We start from the raw sequence: 14274 nt of genomic DNA, 5'->3' as shown, positions 1-14274 counted from the left end.
GTTCCCAGCAGATGTCGCGGATTGCCGCCCTCGAGCCAGGCCGGCGGGAGCAACTTCAGCGAAAGATTCCGCCGCAGCGGGTCGAGCGGCGCGAGATGGTCGGCCAGCAGCGCGGTGACGGCGATGGCGGCGACGATGGCAAGGCCGGCGAGGCCCGCCTTGTTCGACAGGAGCGAGCGCAGCACGCGCGGCAGGCGCGGGATAMGGGGAAGCGGGAGGGATATCTGCATCGTTTTCATCTCGGGCCGATCAATRCCGCAGGCGGGGATCGATCAGTCGGTAGAGGGCGTCCGTCGTCAGGTTGATCGTCAGAGCCATGATGGTGATGACGAACACCGCGATCTGGATGACCGCCATGTCCTTGGTGTAGACCGCCTGCACGACGAGCTGGCCGAGACCCGGCCAGGAGAACACCGTTTCCGTGACCAGAGCCCCGCCAAGCAGCGCGATGGCATGGAGCGAGGTCATGGTCAGGGCCGGGATCAGCGCATTGCGCAGGCCATGGCGGAGGATGACGAGGAACTCCGGCACGCCCTTGGCCCGGGCGGTCCGGATATAGTCCTGGCCCATGACTTCCAGCAGGCTGGACCGGATCAGTTTCGTCAGCTCGGCGGCAAAGCCGGTGCCCAGCGTCAGCGCCGGCAGGATCAGATGCGCGAAGCTGCCGCTGCCGGAGACCGGAACCAGCCGGAGCCAGACGCCGAAGACGAGGATCAGCATGATGCCGACCCAGAAATTCGGCATCGCCTTGCCGAGGATCGTCACGGCGGAGATCGCGAAATCCGGCATGCTGTTGCGCTTGAGCGCAGCGAAGATGCCGGTCGGCAGGGCGATGAGGATCGCGACGACGAGGCCGCCCGCCGTCAGCGTCAGGGTTGCGGGAATGCGTTCGAGCACGACCGGCAGGGCATCGGTGCCGTAGCGATAGGAGACGCCGAAATCCCCGGTCAGGATATTGCCCATGTAGCGGAGATATTGGACATACCAGGGCCGATCGAGCCCCCACGCCGCGACCAGCGTGAGGCGATCGTCTTCGCTTGCATCCTCCGGGATCAGCAGGGCCGAAGGATCGCCCGTCAGATAGACCAGCACGAAGACGATCAGCGAGACGATGTAGAGCACCGGCACGAATTGCAGCAGCGCCTTGAGGGGAGAGCGTCCGCTCATGGGCGCGAGACGTCCTCGGCCGCGATCATTTCGTCGAAGCGCCCGGTATAGATGATGCGATCGCTGACGCCGTAGATCGATTGCGGGAAGAGCAGGCCGATGCGGACGCGCTGTTCGGCGACGATCTGCTGGCCCTGCTGCGAGATGGCGATGCGGTCGGCCTCGCTCTTCGCCTGGCGAACGGAGGCGGCGAGCTTCTCGAAACTCTCGTCCGACCAGTCGTAGTGACGCTTGAAATTGTCGACGAAGAGGGTCGAGGCATCGGTGTAGGAGCCCATGCCCCAGAGATAGAGCTCGCCAAAACCGTCGCCGACGACCTTGTTGTTGTAGACGGTCCAGTCGAGCACCTCGACCTGCGCCCGGAAGCCGGCATCCTCGAGATAGCCGGCGACCGCCTCGACGATCTCGCGATCCTTCACATAGCGGCCGCTCGGCGTGCTGATCTTGATGGCGGGACGCTTGCGGTCGCTGTAGCCCGCCTCGCGCAGCAGCGCCTTCGCGCGTTCCGGATCGAAGCGGATGTCGCGGCTCAGCTCCGGGGCGAAGCCCGGGATCGCCGGCGGGAAGAAGCCGCGCGTCGCCCCGCCATGCCCTTCCAGCACCTGCTGCACGATGGCATTGCGGTCGATGGCGAGGTCGATCGCCTCGCGGACGCGCGGATCGCCCGTGACGCGGTCCTTGCCGGTGCGGACATGCAAAGCGAGGTTGCGCGCGATGTCGAAGGTGATGGCGCGCGTGCCCTTGTTGTCGTTCAGGCGCGCGATGTCTTCCGGCGGAACGTTCACGGCGATATCGACGCCGCCGGTCAGGAGCTCGGCCACGCGCGTCGTGGTTTCGGGAATCGAGCGGATGACGACGCCATCCCATTTCGGCGTGCCGCCCCACCAGCGCGGGTTCTTCGCCAGGACGACGCGGTCGGATTTGACCCATTGCTTGAAGACATAGGGCCCGGTGCCGACCGGCTGCTTGAAGAACTCGTCCTTGCCCGCCTTCTCGAACGCCGCCTTGGGCAGGATGCCGGCGCCGTTGCCGACGAAGGCGTGCAGCAGCAGCGTATCGGGCCCGTCGGTTTCGATCCGCAGGGTCGTGTCGTCGGGGGCTTCGACCGCTTTGATCCGGCGGAACTTGCCGGAACTGATCAGCTTCTTGTCCTGCTGCGACCGCTCGATTGTGAACTTGACGTCCTGCGCGGTGAATTTGTCGCCGTTGTGCCAGTAGACGTCGTCGCGCAGCTTCACCGTCCAATGGATATTGTCATCGCTGCTCCAGGAGATGGCGAGACGCGGGGTGAAGCGCAGTTGTCCCTGGCTGAAATCCTTGTTGACCAGGTAATCGTAGATGTTCACCAGCGCCGACTCGGTGCTGTTATTGCCGTGATTGGCCGGGTCGAGCGAAAGGATGTCGTTTCCTTGCGCGATGGTCAGCGTTTCGGCTGCGGCTGATTTCTGAGGACCTGCAAAGATCAACGCTGCCGACATGGCCAAGACCGGCCAGCGGATCARAGCGAACAGACTCATGGAAGCAACGCCTTTGCCTTCGAGAACATTGGGATGGCGCCAAATTAGCGTGCGCTATCCGGAAAAGGTCTTCAAATGCACGGCGATATCGACAGAGATCCTCTCCGATTATCGGATGGCGCAGAAGTTTTGTTGTCGGCACGGTGTCCTGCGCGCTGCCGGGACGCCCGGAGAATCCAACGACCGAATCCAGGCAAGCGAGGCTGCGGTCGACAGGTTTGAAGCGGCGCGGATGCGCTCGGCCGGGAGGGGGACCCGGCTATAATCTGCACCTGAAGCTCATGCTCGTCGGCCGCTGCGGATGGTCGCGCTGGGGCAGGCGCTCGAACTCCGCAGATGTGAAAGCGGCCGGGTTCCGACCGGCCTTCGTTCCGCGGGGCGTCAGCGCTTCCGTGCCACGAGGAACGGCCGGGCATCCCGGCCGCGCGAGGCGTGGTGCTCGCGCCCGATCATCTCGAACCCCGCGGCCGCGATCTCGCGTTCGAGCTCGTCCGTGCTGAGAAAGCTGACTGAGGGCGCCTTGCCGAGGCGCTGCATCAGGGGCACGACGAGGCGCAGGAGCAGGTTCATCTCAGACAGGCATGGCGTCTTGGAGATGAAGATCCCGCCCGGCTTCAGCAGCCGATGGACGCCGGCCAGGGCAGCCTCCCGCGCCGTGATCAGATGCAGGACATTGAACCCCAGCGCGACGTCGAATGTCGCGTCAGGCTCCGAGATCGCAGCCGGCGTCGCGACCTCGAACGCGACATTGCCGCAAGCTGCGGCCTCGGCCTTGCCCCGGGCGATCGCGATCATCTCGCCGGAGATATCCGTCGCCACGATGCGCCCGACATGAGGCGCGAGCCTCAGCGCCGTGGTGCCCGTGCCGCAGCCGAATTCGAGGACCGTATCGCTGCCCCCAAGATAATGCCGCGTGCGCTCCAGCGTGCGCTCGTAGCCTGCCATGTCCGCGATCGGACCGGCGGCGTACTTCCGCGCGGCCCGGTTCCAAAAGCGCGTATCATTCGCAATCTGTGCCATGGCCGCTCCCATGCCGCTCTCTAGCACAGGCGCAGTCAGTCTGGCCTGTCGCTTGTCGGCACGATCGTATCGTCGGTCACTCCGCCGCCAGCGAAGGATGGCGGCGGCGCAGTTCCGGATGCTCCGAAAAGGGCTGCAACGGCGTCATCCAGCGCCGAAGCGTGTCGGCGGCATCGAGTTTCGCGACGAAGGGGTCATTGCCATGGACCGTCCAGGCGATCGTCGCGCTGAGCTCCAGCAGCCCCCAGGCGCCCGCTGGCTGCGGCAGGGTGGTGAAGCTTTCGGTCAGCGATTGCAGCGTCAGATGCGGGATGCCGTCGACGATCGTCAGCGTGTTCCAGTGGACATGTCCGGCGAGGCAGACGACCGGAACCCGGGCCTGACGCAGCACGGCGCGTGCGCGCTCGGCACCGGGATAGGTCGAGAATTCGGGATTACGCTCGAAATAGTAGTTGCCGGTCTGGGCGTGGCCGGAAAGCGGGACATGGCTCATGATCGCGAGCGGGCGATCGGCGGCGTTGACGGTGGCGGCGAGCCAGAGCAGGTCGGCCTCGGTCAGGATGAAGCCGCCCGGGCGGTGGATCCGTGAATCCGCCGCCCAGAGCACGAGGCGCCAATCGCCCAGATCGATGGTCCGATGGCCGAGCGGCTGGCGCAGGATGGCCTCGTTCTCGGCGACGCTCAGATGATCGCGGTCATGATTGCCGCAGAGATGGAAGCGCGGCGCGGCGATGGCAGAAAATGCATCCGCTACCTCCTGCTCCAGTCGCAGGTCGGTCGCATGGTCGCGGTCCGAGATGCGGTCGCCGAGATCGATGACGGCATCGGGTTTCGCGTCCTCAACGAAGCGGCGGAATTCGGCCATGAGCGGCAGGGCCTGGCTGCCCATCTTGGTGAAGCTGTTCTCACCGTGATGGATATCGGCGACGATTGCGAGGCGAAGGGGGGCTGGGCGAAGGGGCTTGGCCATGGCTGGGCTCACGATGCGAAGGACGAGGGCGAAAACGGAGGGGCCGGCGCGGGCCGACCCCTCCCGGTTGGTTCAGCGGGCGGCGAGCGTCACGCGGCCGGCACGGAAGTCGAGGACATAGGGGATGTGCCCGGGCAGGGGCCGCCAGGCGAGCGAGCGCTTCATGCCGTATGACTCGTAGGGCTGATAGAGCGGCAGCACCGGCGGGTCGTTCTTGATCGCCTGCATCAGATCGGCATAGGCCTTCTTGCGCTCGCCGAGGTCGGTCGAGAAGCGGAACCGCTCCCACAGCGCGACATAAGCGTCGTCGGCCTTGAAGCGACCTTCCGAGGCGGAATTGCCGGTCGGAGCCCACATGATGCCGAAAGCGCCCGCGGGATCCGGGAAATACATCGGGTTCGACCAGGCGCGCGCCATCATGGTCGGATCGGAGCCGGTCCATTGCTCGGTGACGTTGAGCTGGGTCTTGACGCCGACGGCGGCCCACATCTCCTGGATCGCCTGCGCGGCGAGCAGGCCATTGGTGTAGTAGGCGGCCTGAACGTCGTAGCGGATCGGGGTGCCGTCATAGCCGGCTTCCTTGAGCAGGGCCTTGGCCTTGGCGGGATCGTACTCGAAGGTGGCGAGCTCGGGCATGTAGAGCTGGCCGAACTGCTGGAAGCTATGGCTCGTCGGCACCTTCGCCTTGCCGAACCAGAGCGCCTCGTTCAGCGTCTTGCGGTCGATGGCGTAGGAGAGCGCCTGGCGCAGCTTCGGATGGGCCATCTTCGGGTTCTGCGTATTGAAGATGACGACGTGGAAGAGCGGCGTCTGCATGCCCTCGACCTTGAGCTTCGCGTCCGAGTCGATCGGCTCGAGCTGGTCCGGCGGGACATTGGTGATCAGGTCGACCTCGGAATTCTTCAAGGCCGTCAGCCGGCCCGAGAGTTCCGGGATGCGTTGCACCGTGACCTTCTGGAACGGCGCCTTCTCGCCCCAGAAACCTTCGAAGTGCTCATAGACGAGGCGCTGGTTCGGCACGAATTCGGTGATCTTGTAGGGGCCGGTGCCGACGGGCTTCAGCGCGAAGGCCTCGAAATCGGCCGGCTCGGCGACGTTCGGATCGCCCGTCAGGGCCATGATGTATTTCTTAGGTACGATCATGCCCTGCTGCACATTGAGCAGGGTCTCGAACAGCGGTTCGGGCTTCGTCGCGGTGATCCGCACGGTCTCGGCATCGACCGCCTCGACCTTGGCCATGTTGGGCAGCGTGTCGCGCTTGCGCACGCTATAGGGCGCAAAACTCGCGTTGATGATGCGGTCGAAGGAGAAGACCACATCCTCGACCGTCATCGGAGCGCCGTTGTGGAAGGTCACGCCCTGGCGGATCTTGAGTTCGATTTCGGTCGGAGAAACCTGCTTCCAACTCGTGGCGATGCCCGGCTGCCAGACGCTCTCGGCGCGGGTGGCGTCCTTGCCGATCAGCGGGTCGAAGGCGTTGAAATAGAACTGCGAGCCGACATTGGAGAAATCGCGGCCGGGATCGAGCCAGGGCGCCATGTTCTGCACGCCGACCTTGAGCTCCTGGGCGCGAGCAAGCCCGGTCAGGGCGGTTGTCGCGAGCGCGGCGGCGAGCGCGGTCTTCAGCAAGGTCTTGAGCATCAGTTCAGCCCTTTCGGTTCGAGCGAAGGTGGTTCGGCAGGCAAGGTGGAGGCGGCGCGTCAGCGTTCGCGCAGGCGCACGTCGAAATGGTCGCGCAGGAAATCGCCGAGCAGCATGGCGGCGAGGCTCACGAGCACGATCGCCGCAGCCGGCACCACCACGATCCAGGGTGCGGAGGCCATGTAGTCGCGCCCCTGGCCGACCATGGAGCCGAGCGTGGCAGTGGGGGGCTGGACGCCGAGCCCGAGGAAGGAGAGGGCGGATTCCAGCAGGATCAGGTTCGAGAAGTTCAGGCTCGCCATCACCACGACCGGCGAGACGATATTGGGGATCATGTGGACGGTCGCGATGTGCCAGCGGGTCGCTCCGGCGGCTCGGGCCGCCTCGATGAAGGGCATTTCCCGCAGGCCGAGGACCTGGGCGCGCACAAGCCTGGTGAAATGGGCCCAATAGGCGATGCCGAGCACGCCGATCAGCACCGCGACATCGGTTCCCGCCAGCGCAACCACGAGCAGCGCGACGAGCGTGAAGGGCAGTGACAGCTTGATGTCGACGAGCCCCATGACCAGCGCATCGACCCGGCCTCCGAGTTGCCCGGCGACGAGCCCGAGCGCGACGCCGATGACGAGCCCGATCAGCGTTCCAAACAGCGCGAGCGCCAGCGTCAGCCTGAGGCCGTACAGACAGCGCGAGAGCAGATCGCGGCCGAGTTGATCGGTGCCGAGCCAATGCGCCGGATTGGCGCGCTCGAAACCGAGCGGGGGCCGCAGCCGCGCCAGCAGTTTCTGCTGGTCGGGGTCGAAGGGCGCAAGCACGGGCGCGAGCACCGCCAGGAGGACGAGCACGAGCGCCAGAAGCGCGGCCGCGACGACCAGGGCGTTCATGCCGGCCGGACGCGCGAAGCGCCGGCGCGGCTTGTGCTGCGGGGCAAGCACGATCTTGACGTCGAGGGTATCGGTCATGACCGCTCAGGCTCCAGCCAGGCGCACGCGCGGATCGACCAGCGCATAGGCGAGATCGACCAGCAGGTTGACGACGATGACGGCGGAGGCGACGACGAGGACGCCGAATTGCAGGACGGGATAGTCGCGGCGCAGCGTCGCGCCGACCAGCAGGTCGCCGACGCCGTTCCAGGCGAAGACGGTCTCGACCACCACCGCTCCCGAGACGAGCGTGGTGATCTGCAGGCCGAGCACCGTGATGACCGGGATCAACGCGTTGCGCAGGCCGTGATGGAGAATGATGCTGCTCTCGGCGAGCCCCTTGGCCCGGGCCGTGCGCATATAGTCCTGCGAGAGGACGTCGAGCATGGCGTTGCGGGTGTAGCGGACCAGCGCCGCGACGAAATAGGCCGAGAGCGCGACCGTCGGCATGACGTAATGCGCGAGTGTGGCCGAGCCGGCGCTGGGCAGCCAGTGCAGCGTGTAGGAGAAGACCAGCAGCAGCAGGATGGCGAGCACGAAATTCGGGATGGCGTAGCCGAAAAAGGCCGTGAAGAGCACGGCGCTGCCGCGCCCCTGGCCGCGCCAGACGGCAGCCAGGATACCGGCCGGCACGCCGATGCAGATCGTCAGCGCCAGGGTCGCGACCAGGAGCGAGGCGCTCTGCCAGAGCCGTTCGGTGAAGATCGTCGCGACCGGCCGGCGCTCCATCAGTCCGAGGCCGAAATCGCCTGAAAGAAGCGAGCGCCAGAACAGCCAGTACTGCTCGGCGACGGAACGATCGAGCCCCCAATAGGCAATCATCTCGCGGCGCGAGGCGGCATCCAGCCCTTCCGGCATCAGGAAGTCGATCGGGTTGCCCGTCAGGCGCGTGGCGAGGAAGACGACCGAGGTGATCACCCAAAGCGTGATGCCCATGCGCAGCAGCCGGCCTGCGAGGAATTCAAGCATGTCTTCCCCCCTGGAGCCGCCGGACGTCGCCCTGCATGCCGGCTCAGTCGTGGCCCGTGCTGCGACGGGCTCGTTCTAGGCTGTGCTTCATGACAGGATGATGAAATAATCTCATTCGATATTGAATTTGACACTGAGTTTATCTCAGTTCATGGACGAGCCTCACTTGCTGACAGGGTTTGGATTCGCGCGATGGGGTCGTTTCACGGCATTCAGGGGTGTCTCGTCGATCTCGACGGCACCCTGGTGCGCGGCCGGCAGATGCTTCCCGGCGCAAATGCCTTTCTCGAAAGCCTGGACGGCCGTTTCGTCATCGTCTCCAACGATGCCGAGCATACGCCGCTCGAATTGTCGCGTGCCCTGAAGCGTCTCGGCCTGACCATCGCGCCGCGCCGGATCGTTCTCGCCGGCTCGACCGCGCTTGACGAAATCGCGCGCCGGCAGCCCCGGGCCCGCATCTCCATGATGGCCAGCAAGAGCCTGATGATCCATGCCCGCGACCGCGGCCTTGTCCCGGTGCAGGAGCGGCCGGACATCGTCTTTCTCGGACGCGACCGGCATTTTTCCTATGAACGCCTGATGCTTGCAGCCAATGCGGTACGCGGCGGCGCCGAGCTCGTCGCTGCCAATCCCGATCTCGTCCATCCCGGCCCGGATGGCGCGGTGGTGCCGGAGACCGGTGCATTGCTGGCGGCGCTGCTCGCCTGCACTGGCCCCGTGCCGTACCGCATCATCGGCAAGCCGGAACCCGCCTTGTTCGAGGCCGGCCTGGCGCTGCTCGGGCTGTCCAGGAATGCGGTGCTGATGGTTGGCGACAACCCGGCGACCGATGGTGAGGGCGCACGGCGCCTCGGCCTGCGCTATTTCGAGCTTCGCGACGGGGTCTTCCCCGCCATCGCGGCGAATGCGCCTTGTCGTGTCTCGGCCGACATGCTGGCCTTCCCGGCATGACGGCGTCGAATCGCAATCCCGGATCGGCCGAGGCCGCCCCCGGCGAACCAGGCACCGAAAGGCGCAAGGGCACCGGCACGCCCGGTCTCGAGGGGGCGCTCGAACGCCTRCAGGCGCTGCGCGCCAACCTGCCGCCCAAAGCTGCCCGCATCGCCGATTTCTTCATGACCCATGCCGCCGAGGTGGTGCATATGTCGGTCACCGAAGTGGCCGAGCGCACCGGCGCGAGCGAAGGCAGCGTCATCTCGCTCTGCCAGCAGCTCGGCGCGCGGGGCTTCCAGCAGGTCAAGATCGCGCTGGCGCGCGATCTGGTGCAACCGGTTCAGTTCATCCACGAGGATCTGGCCCGTTCCGACGACACCGGTGCGGTGATCGAAAAGATCTTCCGCAGCGATCTCCAGGCCCTGCACGACACCATGAAGGTGCTCGACACCACGGCGATGGAGGCCGCGGTCGCCGCGATCCTGAAGGCGCGCCGCGTCGAGCTCTACGGCATCGGCAGCGCGGCCCCGATCGCCGAGGATGCCAATTACCGCCTGCTGCGCATCGGCATCGAGGCGAAGGTCGTGGTCGATTCCCATGTCCAGGCCATCAGCGCCTCGTTGACCGGGCCTGACGTGGCGGTGATCACCATCTCCCATTCCGGCAGCACGCTCGAGACGGTTGCAGCCACGAAACTTGCCAAGGAAGCCGGCGCGACGACGATCTGYATCACCAATTTCGGCAAGTCGCCGCTGCTCGCCCATGCCGATATCGTGCTGCACACGATGGCGCGCGAAACGCAGTTCCGCACCGAGGCGATGACGAGCCGGATCGCACAGCTTGCCATCATCGACGCGCTGATCGCCTGTGTGTCGCTCGCCGATTACGACAAGGCCCTGGCGACGATCGGCAAGACCTTCGACGTCCTGTCGAGCAAGCGCTTCTGAGCCGGGGGCAGGGGAACCTCATCCCAGTAGCGGACCTATCGCGTTTGCCGCGACAGCCTGCCCTCATAGGGCACACCCAGCCCTTGCGGTTGAAGCTGCAATGTTGTGCTCGATGTCCAGGCTTCGAAGCAGTCCTCGCCCCGCGCTGATTGCCAGCAGAGCGCGTCGCCCTTGACGAACCAGCGGAGATCCTGCCGGCGGCTCATCGCGTATTCCGTGAGGTTGCCGCCGGGCTGGAAGCTGTAACGCCAGTGCACGCCGTCACTGAATTCCTTCCCCGACATCAAGCGCTCGATCGCTGTGCCGTGAATGCGCCTGAAGCCTTTCAGCTCGGGGCGATGCTGCGCCCATGTCGTCGAGATCTGTCCGGCGGCTGCCAGTGCGAACAGGGGGAGGGCCCATCTTCTCATGCGCTTCAAGATCTCCGGTGGCGCGTGAGCTGCCGGCCGCCTGCAGCCTAGGCTCCAAACGCCAGGACCGCGTCGGCCGCGAACAGGTGCGTGGCCGCCCGCTAGATCGATCCCGTGACGAATCCAAAGAGGACCCCAAGGACGGAGCATGCCGCCAGCACCCCGATCATGCCGACCTTGAAGCGAAACACCGCCAACAGCGCGCCAATTGTCAGAATCAGAGACGGGATGTTGACGGAGCTGAGCACAGGCACGTCGAGTGTCACGCCAAGCCCATGAACCTCGCGCAGCTCTGAAAACAGCACGTGGAGCGCAAACCAGATCGCGAGATTGAGAATGACGCCCACGACAGCCGCGGTGATCGCCGACAAGGCGGCGGACAGGGCTTTGTTGCTGCGCATCGTCTCCATGAAGGGCGCGCCGAGGAAGATCCAGAGAAAGCAGGGGACGAAGGTCACCCAGGTGGTGAGCAGGCCCCCGAGCGTGCCGGCAAGGAGGGGATGAAGCGAACCCGGTGCCCGATAGGCCCCCATGAAGCCCACAAACTGGGTGACCATGATCAGCGGACCGGGTGTCGTCTCGGCCATGCCGAGCCCGTCCAACATTTCGCCTGGCTTCAGCCAGCCAAAGTGCTCGACTGCCTGCTGCGCGACATAGGCGAGCACTGCGTAGGCGCCGCCGAATGTCACCATCGCCATCTTGGAAAAGAAGACCGCAATGTCAGCGAAGACATTGCCTGGCCCCAATAGGGCCAGCAGTCCGAGAACCGGCAGAATCCACAGAAGCAGACCAACCCCGGCGACCTTCAGCGACCAGCTGAGTGGCGGGCGAGCGTGAGCCGGAACCTCGTCGCCGAGCGCCGTATCGGCATCCGCGACCTGCGTGCCGCCGAGCTTGCCGTGCCCGTTGCCCGTCAGGAACGCTATGAAGCCTGCGCGTCCGCCGATATAGCCAATCAGCCCTGCGGCCAGAATGACCAGTGGAAACGGCGCTTGAAAGAAGAAGAGCGCGACAAAGGCCGCGGCGGCGAGCCCGATCAGGACGTTGTTCTTGAGCGCGCGTCGCCCGATCCGGGAGACCGCCTCGAGCACGATGGCGAGGACCGCCGCCTTCAGGCCGAAGAAAAGCGCCTGGACCGCTCCGACATTGCCGAAGATCGCGTAGATCCAGCTCAGCGCCATGATGGCGATCGCACCCGGCAACACGAACAGGATTCCGGCGACCAGCCCGCCCTTGGTCTTGTGCAGGAGCCAGCCGATATAGATCGCCAATTGCTGCGCCTCGGGGCCGGGCAGCAGCGTGCAATAGTTGAGCGCATGCAGGAACCGGGTCTCGCCGATCCAGCGCTTCTCCTCGACAAGGATCCGGTGCATCACCGCGATCTGCCCGGCCGGGCCGCCAAAACTCAAGGCGGCCACACGCACCCAGACCCGCACCGCTTCCCCGAAGGAAATGCCATGATCCGGCCTGTCGCTCTTCGAGGCCGGCGTCGCGACATAGCTGTCCAGATTGGCCATGGCCCGGTCCTTCCGATCATCCGCGTTTGGAGCGGAAATACTGGTAGAGGTTGTCGAAGACGGCAGCGCCCTGCGCGATCCGCTCCTCATCGCCCGCGTTCGCCATGGCGACGCCGGCGATCAGGCTGGATATGCCTGTCGTTTCCTCGCGGCCGAACTTGCTGTCCTTGAGATCGATATCGTGGACGATCTCGGCGATGGCCTGCAGTGCCGGATCGGCTATGCCGGCACGGGTCAGCAGCACTTCGAAGCTGCAGCGATCGCCCTCATGAGTGATCTCGCCTTCGAACATGTCAAAGCGCAGCTCGCCCGGTTTTGGGACATAGCCCTTGCCCGCCACGAAGCGGATGACGGCATCGGGGTCGATGAAGCGACGGATCAGCCAACTGCAGGCGATGCGATCGACATACACGTCGCGGCGCGTCACCCAGGTTCGCCCCTTGAGCTCGGCAATGGGGTCTGCCCCCTTTGGTGGGTGCTTGCTCATGACCTTCTCCTCCGTGACCCGGGCTTCGAGCTCGGCGAGCAATCCTTCGACGGCAAGGCGGCCGGTGGCACCGAAGAAGTCGATCGATACGAGTTCGGCGAGGCGCTTGCGCATGCGACCGAGCTGCGTGCGAGCGTCCGCGCGCTTCTCCGCACTCGCTTCGGCGTCGAGGCCAGCGCTGAGATCGCGGGCGTCCTTGGCGATGTCCGCGTAGTCGCTGTCACGCGCAGCATCGAACAAGGCTCTGACCTGTGCGTCCGACAGGCCATCGATGAGGCGCGCCTCGCACACCATCGCTTCGCCGCCGCCGTCGATGATCTCCTTCAAGAGCCACTCGAAATCCTCCTGCGTCTCGGCATTGGCCGGCAGCGCATAGACTGTGCTCTTGACCGCGACCGCACCGATACCTTGCAGCCGCCGCCAGATTTTCACCCGAAAATAGGCTGGCTTGGTCGGCAGTTGATGGATCAGAAGCAGCCAGCGCTGCTCTGTCCCGGTTTCATCGTCGCTCATGAATTCACCGTCAGCGCAGCTCCTGGGCTCTGCCGGACGCTCGGGTTGGAGCTGATCGATAATCGCGCAGCAACGAGGCGGGCAATTTCAGCCGGTGCCTGGTCCGGGATGGCGAAGACGGAGCTCACATTGATCTCGCAGAGCACATAGCTGTCTTCTCCCGACGCCGTGCGCGGTCCATAGAGGAAGTCGGCATCCCAGATGATCGGCAAGGAACCGGGCTCGATACCGAGCACCGCCATCATCTGCGGCGTCCAGTCAGCCTCCATCCTGATCCTCAGGGTCTGAAACGGCTCTGCCGAGGCGGGATGCATGATCCGGGGACCTGGCTGTGCCGCTTCTGAGTCCGGTCCTTCGGGCGGGGGTGGGATCAGCGCCTTGATGAACTGGTGGCCGAAGCCCACGACCTTGTCGCCACCCATGTAGCAACGGATCATGCCGTCCGGCAGCCGGGGTTGGAACGGCTGATCCACGATGCAGCCACCGGGCGCGAAATACGCCTCGCAACGCGCCATGAAGTCCTCCAACGGGAGCTCTTCCGGCACGCTGCCGCGTCGCGCATGCAACACCCGAACCGCCGCCGCTGCACCGGGAAGCGGATCGATCCGTTCGACCTTCCACACACCCTGGCCCCCGTTGCCGCGATTCTGCTTCAGCACCCGCGGACCGGCCGTTCGCAGCTGCTCAGGGAATGCCTCGCGAAACGCCGCGTAGGATCCGTAGAGATGGGTGTCGGTGCCCCATCCGAGATGCTTCGTGCGATGCAGGACCTGCTTCACACCCATTTTGAGAATGACGTCGGGATGCGCACTCACCCAGGGGCCGCGTGTTGCGACGTCGCGCAGTATCGGGTCGAGCACTGCGCGTGTCCTCCCGTCATGGATCGGATCGACCCAAACGAGCACGCCGTCCACCCTCAGGAGTTGATCGCGGACCTCGTCCGCGAATTCCTCATCGAAGACCGCCGGTTCCGCGTGAATGCCAATCGCGGCGAGTTCCTCGAACACGCGATGAAAGCGGTTGTTCTGGGATGTCGCCGCGCGTCGCCCCTCGCGGTCACCGCGCCAGACCACTGCCACTCCAGGCATCGCCATTTTCCCTCTCGTTTCCTCCGGGGCACACGTCCTCTGGGGACGCTTCAAGCTTGTCCGCGACCGCTCCGATGCCTTCTGCTGACGCCGGGTTTCCTCGGGAAACGGCCGCCGGCAGATGAATCAGGCCAACCAGCAATGCTCTGCCCCAGACTCCCCATCATTCATG

Annotated in this window: 13 protein-coding genes and 1 pseudogene; 2 read left to right on the top strand and 12 right to left on the bottom strand. The window is 65.2% G+C overall.

Features of this window, described 5'->3' with window-relative positions:
* From AC1D34_RS02860 to AC1D34_RS02825, 8 genes and pseudogenes are all read right to left on the bottom strand, one after another.
* Positions 1–230 (bottom strand): annotated as a pseudogene (locus AC1D34_RS02860) (ABC transporter permease); the annotation flags it as partial.
* A 19-nt stretch (positions 231–249) separates the two neighbouring features.
* Positions 250–1167 carry an ABC transporter permease gene (locus AC1D34_RS02855; RefSeq protein ID WP_476823431.1) on the bottom strand — a complete coding sequence of 306 codons (918 nt, stop codon included), beginning with the start codon at positions 1165–1167 and terminating at the stop codon, positions 250–252.
* A complete protein-coding gene (locus AC1D34_RS02850; RefSeq protein ID WP_441506693.1) occupies positions 1164–2684 on the bottom strand; it encodes an ABC transporter substrate-binding protein in 1521 nt (506 codons plus the stop codon). The genes AC1D34_RS02855 and AC1D34_RS02850 overlap by 4 nt, the downstream gene beginning before the upstream one ends.
* A 381-nt stretch (positions 2685–3065) precedes the next feature.
* A complete protein-coding gene (locus AC1D34_RS02845) occupies positions 3066–3704 on the bottom strand; it encodes a class I SAM-dependent methyltransferase (protein ID WP_441506694.1) in 639 nt (212 codons plus the stop codon).
* A 76-nt stretch (positions 3705–3780) separates the two neighbouring features.
* On the bottom strand, positions 3781–4674 hold the full coding sequence (locus AC1D34_RS02840) for a metallophosphoesterase family protein (protein WP_441506695.1): 894 nt from the start codon (positions 4672–4674) through the stop codon (positions 3781–3783).
* 72 nt (positions 4675–4746) lie between these two features.
* On the bottom strand, positions 4747–6315 hold the full coding sequence (locus AC1D34_RS02835; RefSeq protein WP_476823430.1) for an ABC transporter substrate-binding protein: 1569 nt from the start codon (positions 6313–6315) through the stop codon (positions 4747–4749).
* A 59-nt stretch (positions 6316–6374) separates the two neighbouring features.
* Positions 6375–7277: an ABC transporter permease gene (locus AC1D34_RS02830; protein ID WP_441506697.1), complete on the bottom strand. Its 903-nt coding sequence runs from the start codon at positions 7275–7277 to the stop codon at positions 6375–6377.
* A gap of 6 nt (positions 7278–7283) precedes the next feature.
* Positions 7284–8207 (bottom strand): ABC transporter permease, encoded by a 924-nt coding sequence (locus AC1D34_RS02825; RefSeq protein ID WP_441506698.1) that lies wholly within the window; start codon positions 8205–8207, stop codon positions 7284–7286.
* A 192-nt stretch (positions 8208–8399) separates the two neighbouring features.
* On the opposite strand from AC1D34_RS02825, the gene AC1D34_RS02820 reads away from it, so the two are divergent.
* The gene (locus tag AC1D34_RS02820) at positions 8400–9158 is read left to right on the top strand and encodes an HAD-IIA family hydrolase (RefSeq protein WP_441506699.1); all 759 of its coding nucleotides are present in this window, start codon (positions 8400–8402) and stop codon (positions 9156–9158) included.
* Complete coding sequence (locus AC1D34_RS02815; RefSeq protein ID WP_441506700.1) at positions 9155–10087, top strand: MurR/RpiR family transcriptional regulator; 933 nt, start codon at positions 9155–9157, stop codon at positions 10085–10087. The genes AC1D34_RS02820 and AC1D34_RS02815 overlap by 4 nt, the downstream gene beginning before the upstream one ends.
* A gap of 35 nt (positions 10088–10122) precedes the next feature.
* Here the strand turns inward: AC1D34_RS02815 and AC1D34_RS02810 are convergent, their stop codons facing one another.
* The 4 genes from AC1D34_RS02810 to AC1D34_RS02795 form a co-directional block, all read right to left on the bottom strand.
* Entirely contained in the window at positions 10123–10497 is a 375-nt protein-coding gene (locus AC1D34_RS02810) for a hypothetical protein (protein WP_441506701.1), read from the bottom strand.
* Between the two features lie 101 nt (positions 10498–10598).
* Positions 10599–12014: a chromate efflux transporter gene (gene chrA / locus AC1D34_RS02805; protein WP_441506702.1), complete on the bottom strand. Its 1416-nt coding sequence runs from the start codon at positions 12012–12014 to the stop codon at positions 10599–10601.
* 16 nt (positions 12015–12030) lie between these two features.
* Complete coding sequence (locus AC1D34_RS02800) at positions 12031–13014, bottom strand: chromate resistance protein ChrB domain-containing protein (RefSeq protein WP_441506703.1); 984 nt, start codon at positions 13012–13014, stop codon at positions 12031–12033.
* Positions 13011–14102 (bottom strand): Cj0069 family protein, encoded by a 1092-nt coding sequence (locus tag AC1D34_RS02795; protein ID WP_476776167.1) that lies wholly within the window; start codon positions 14100–14102, stop codon positions 13011–13013. The genes AC1D34_RS02800 and AC1D34_RS02795 overlap by 4 nt, the downstream gene beginning before the upstream one ends.
* Between the last annotated feature and the right edge of the window lie 172 nt (positions 14103–14274).

Source organism: Allobosea sp. P1_A7, from assembly GCF_056406775.1.
This window is presented reverse-complemented; position numbering and strand designations above follow the sequence as displayed.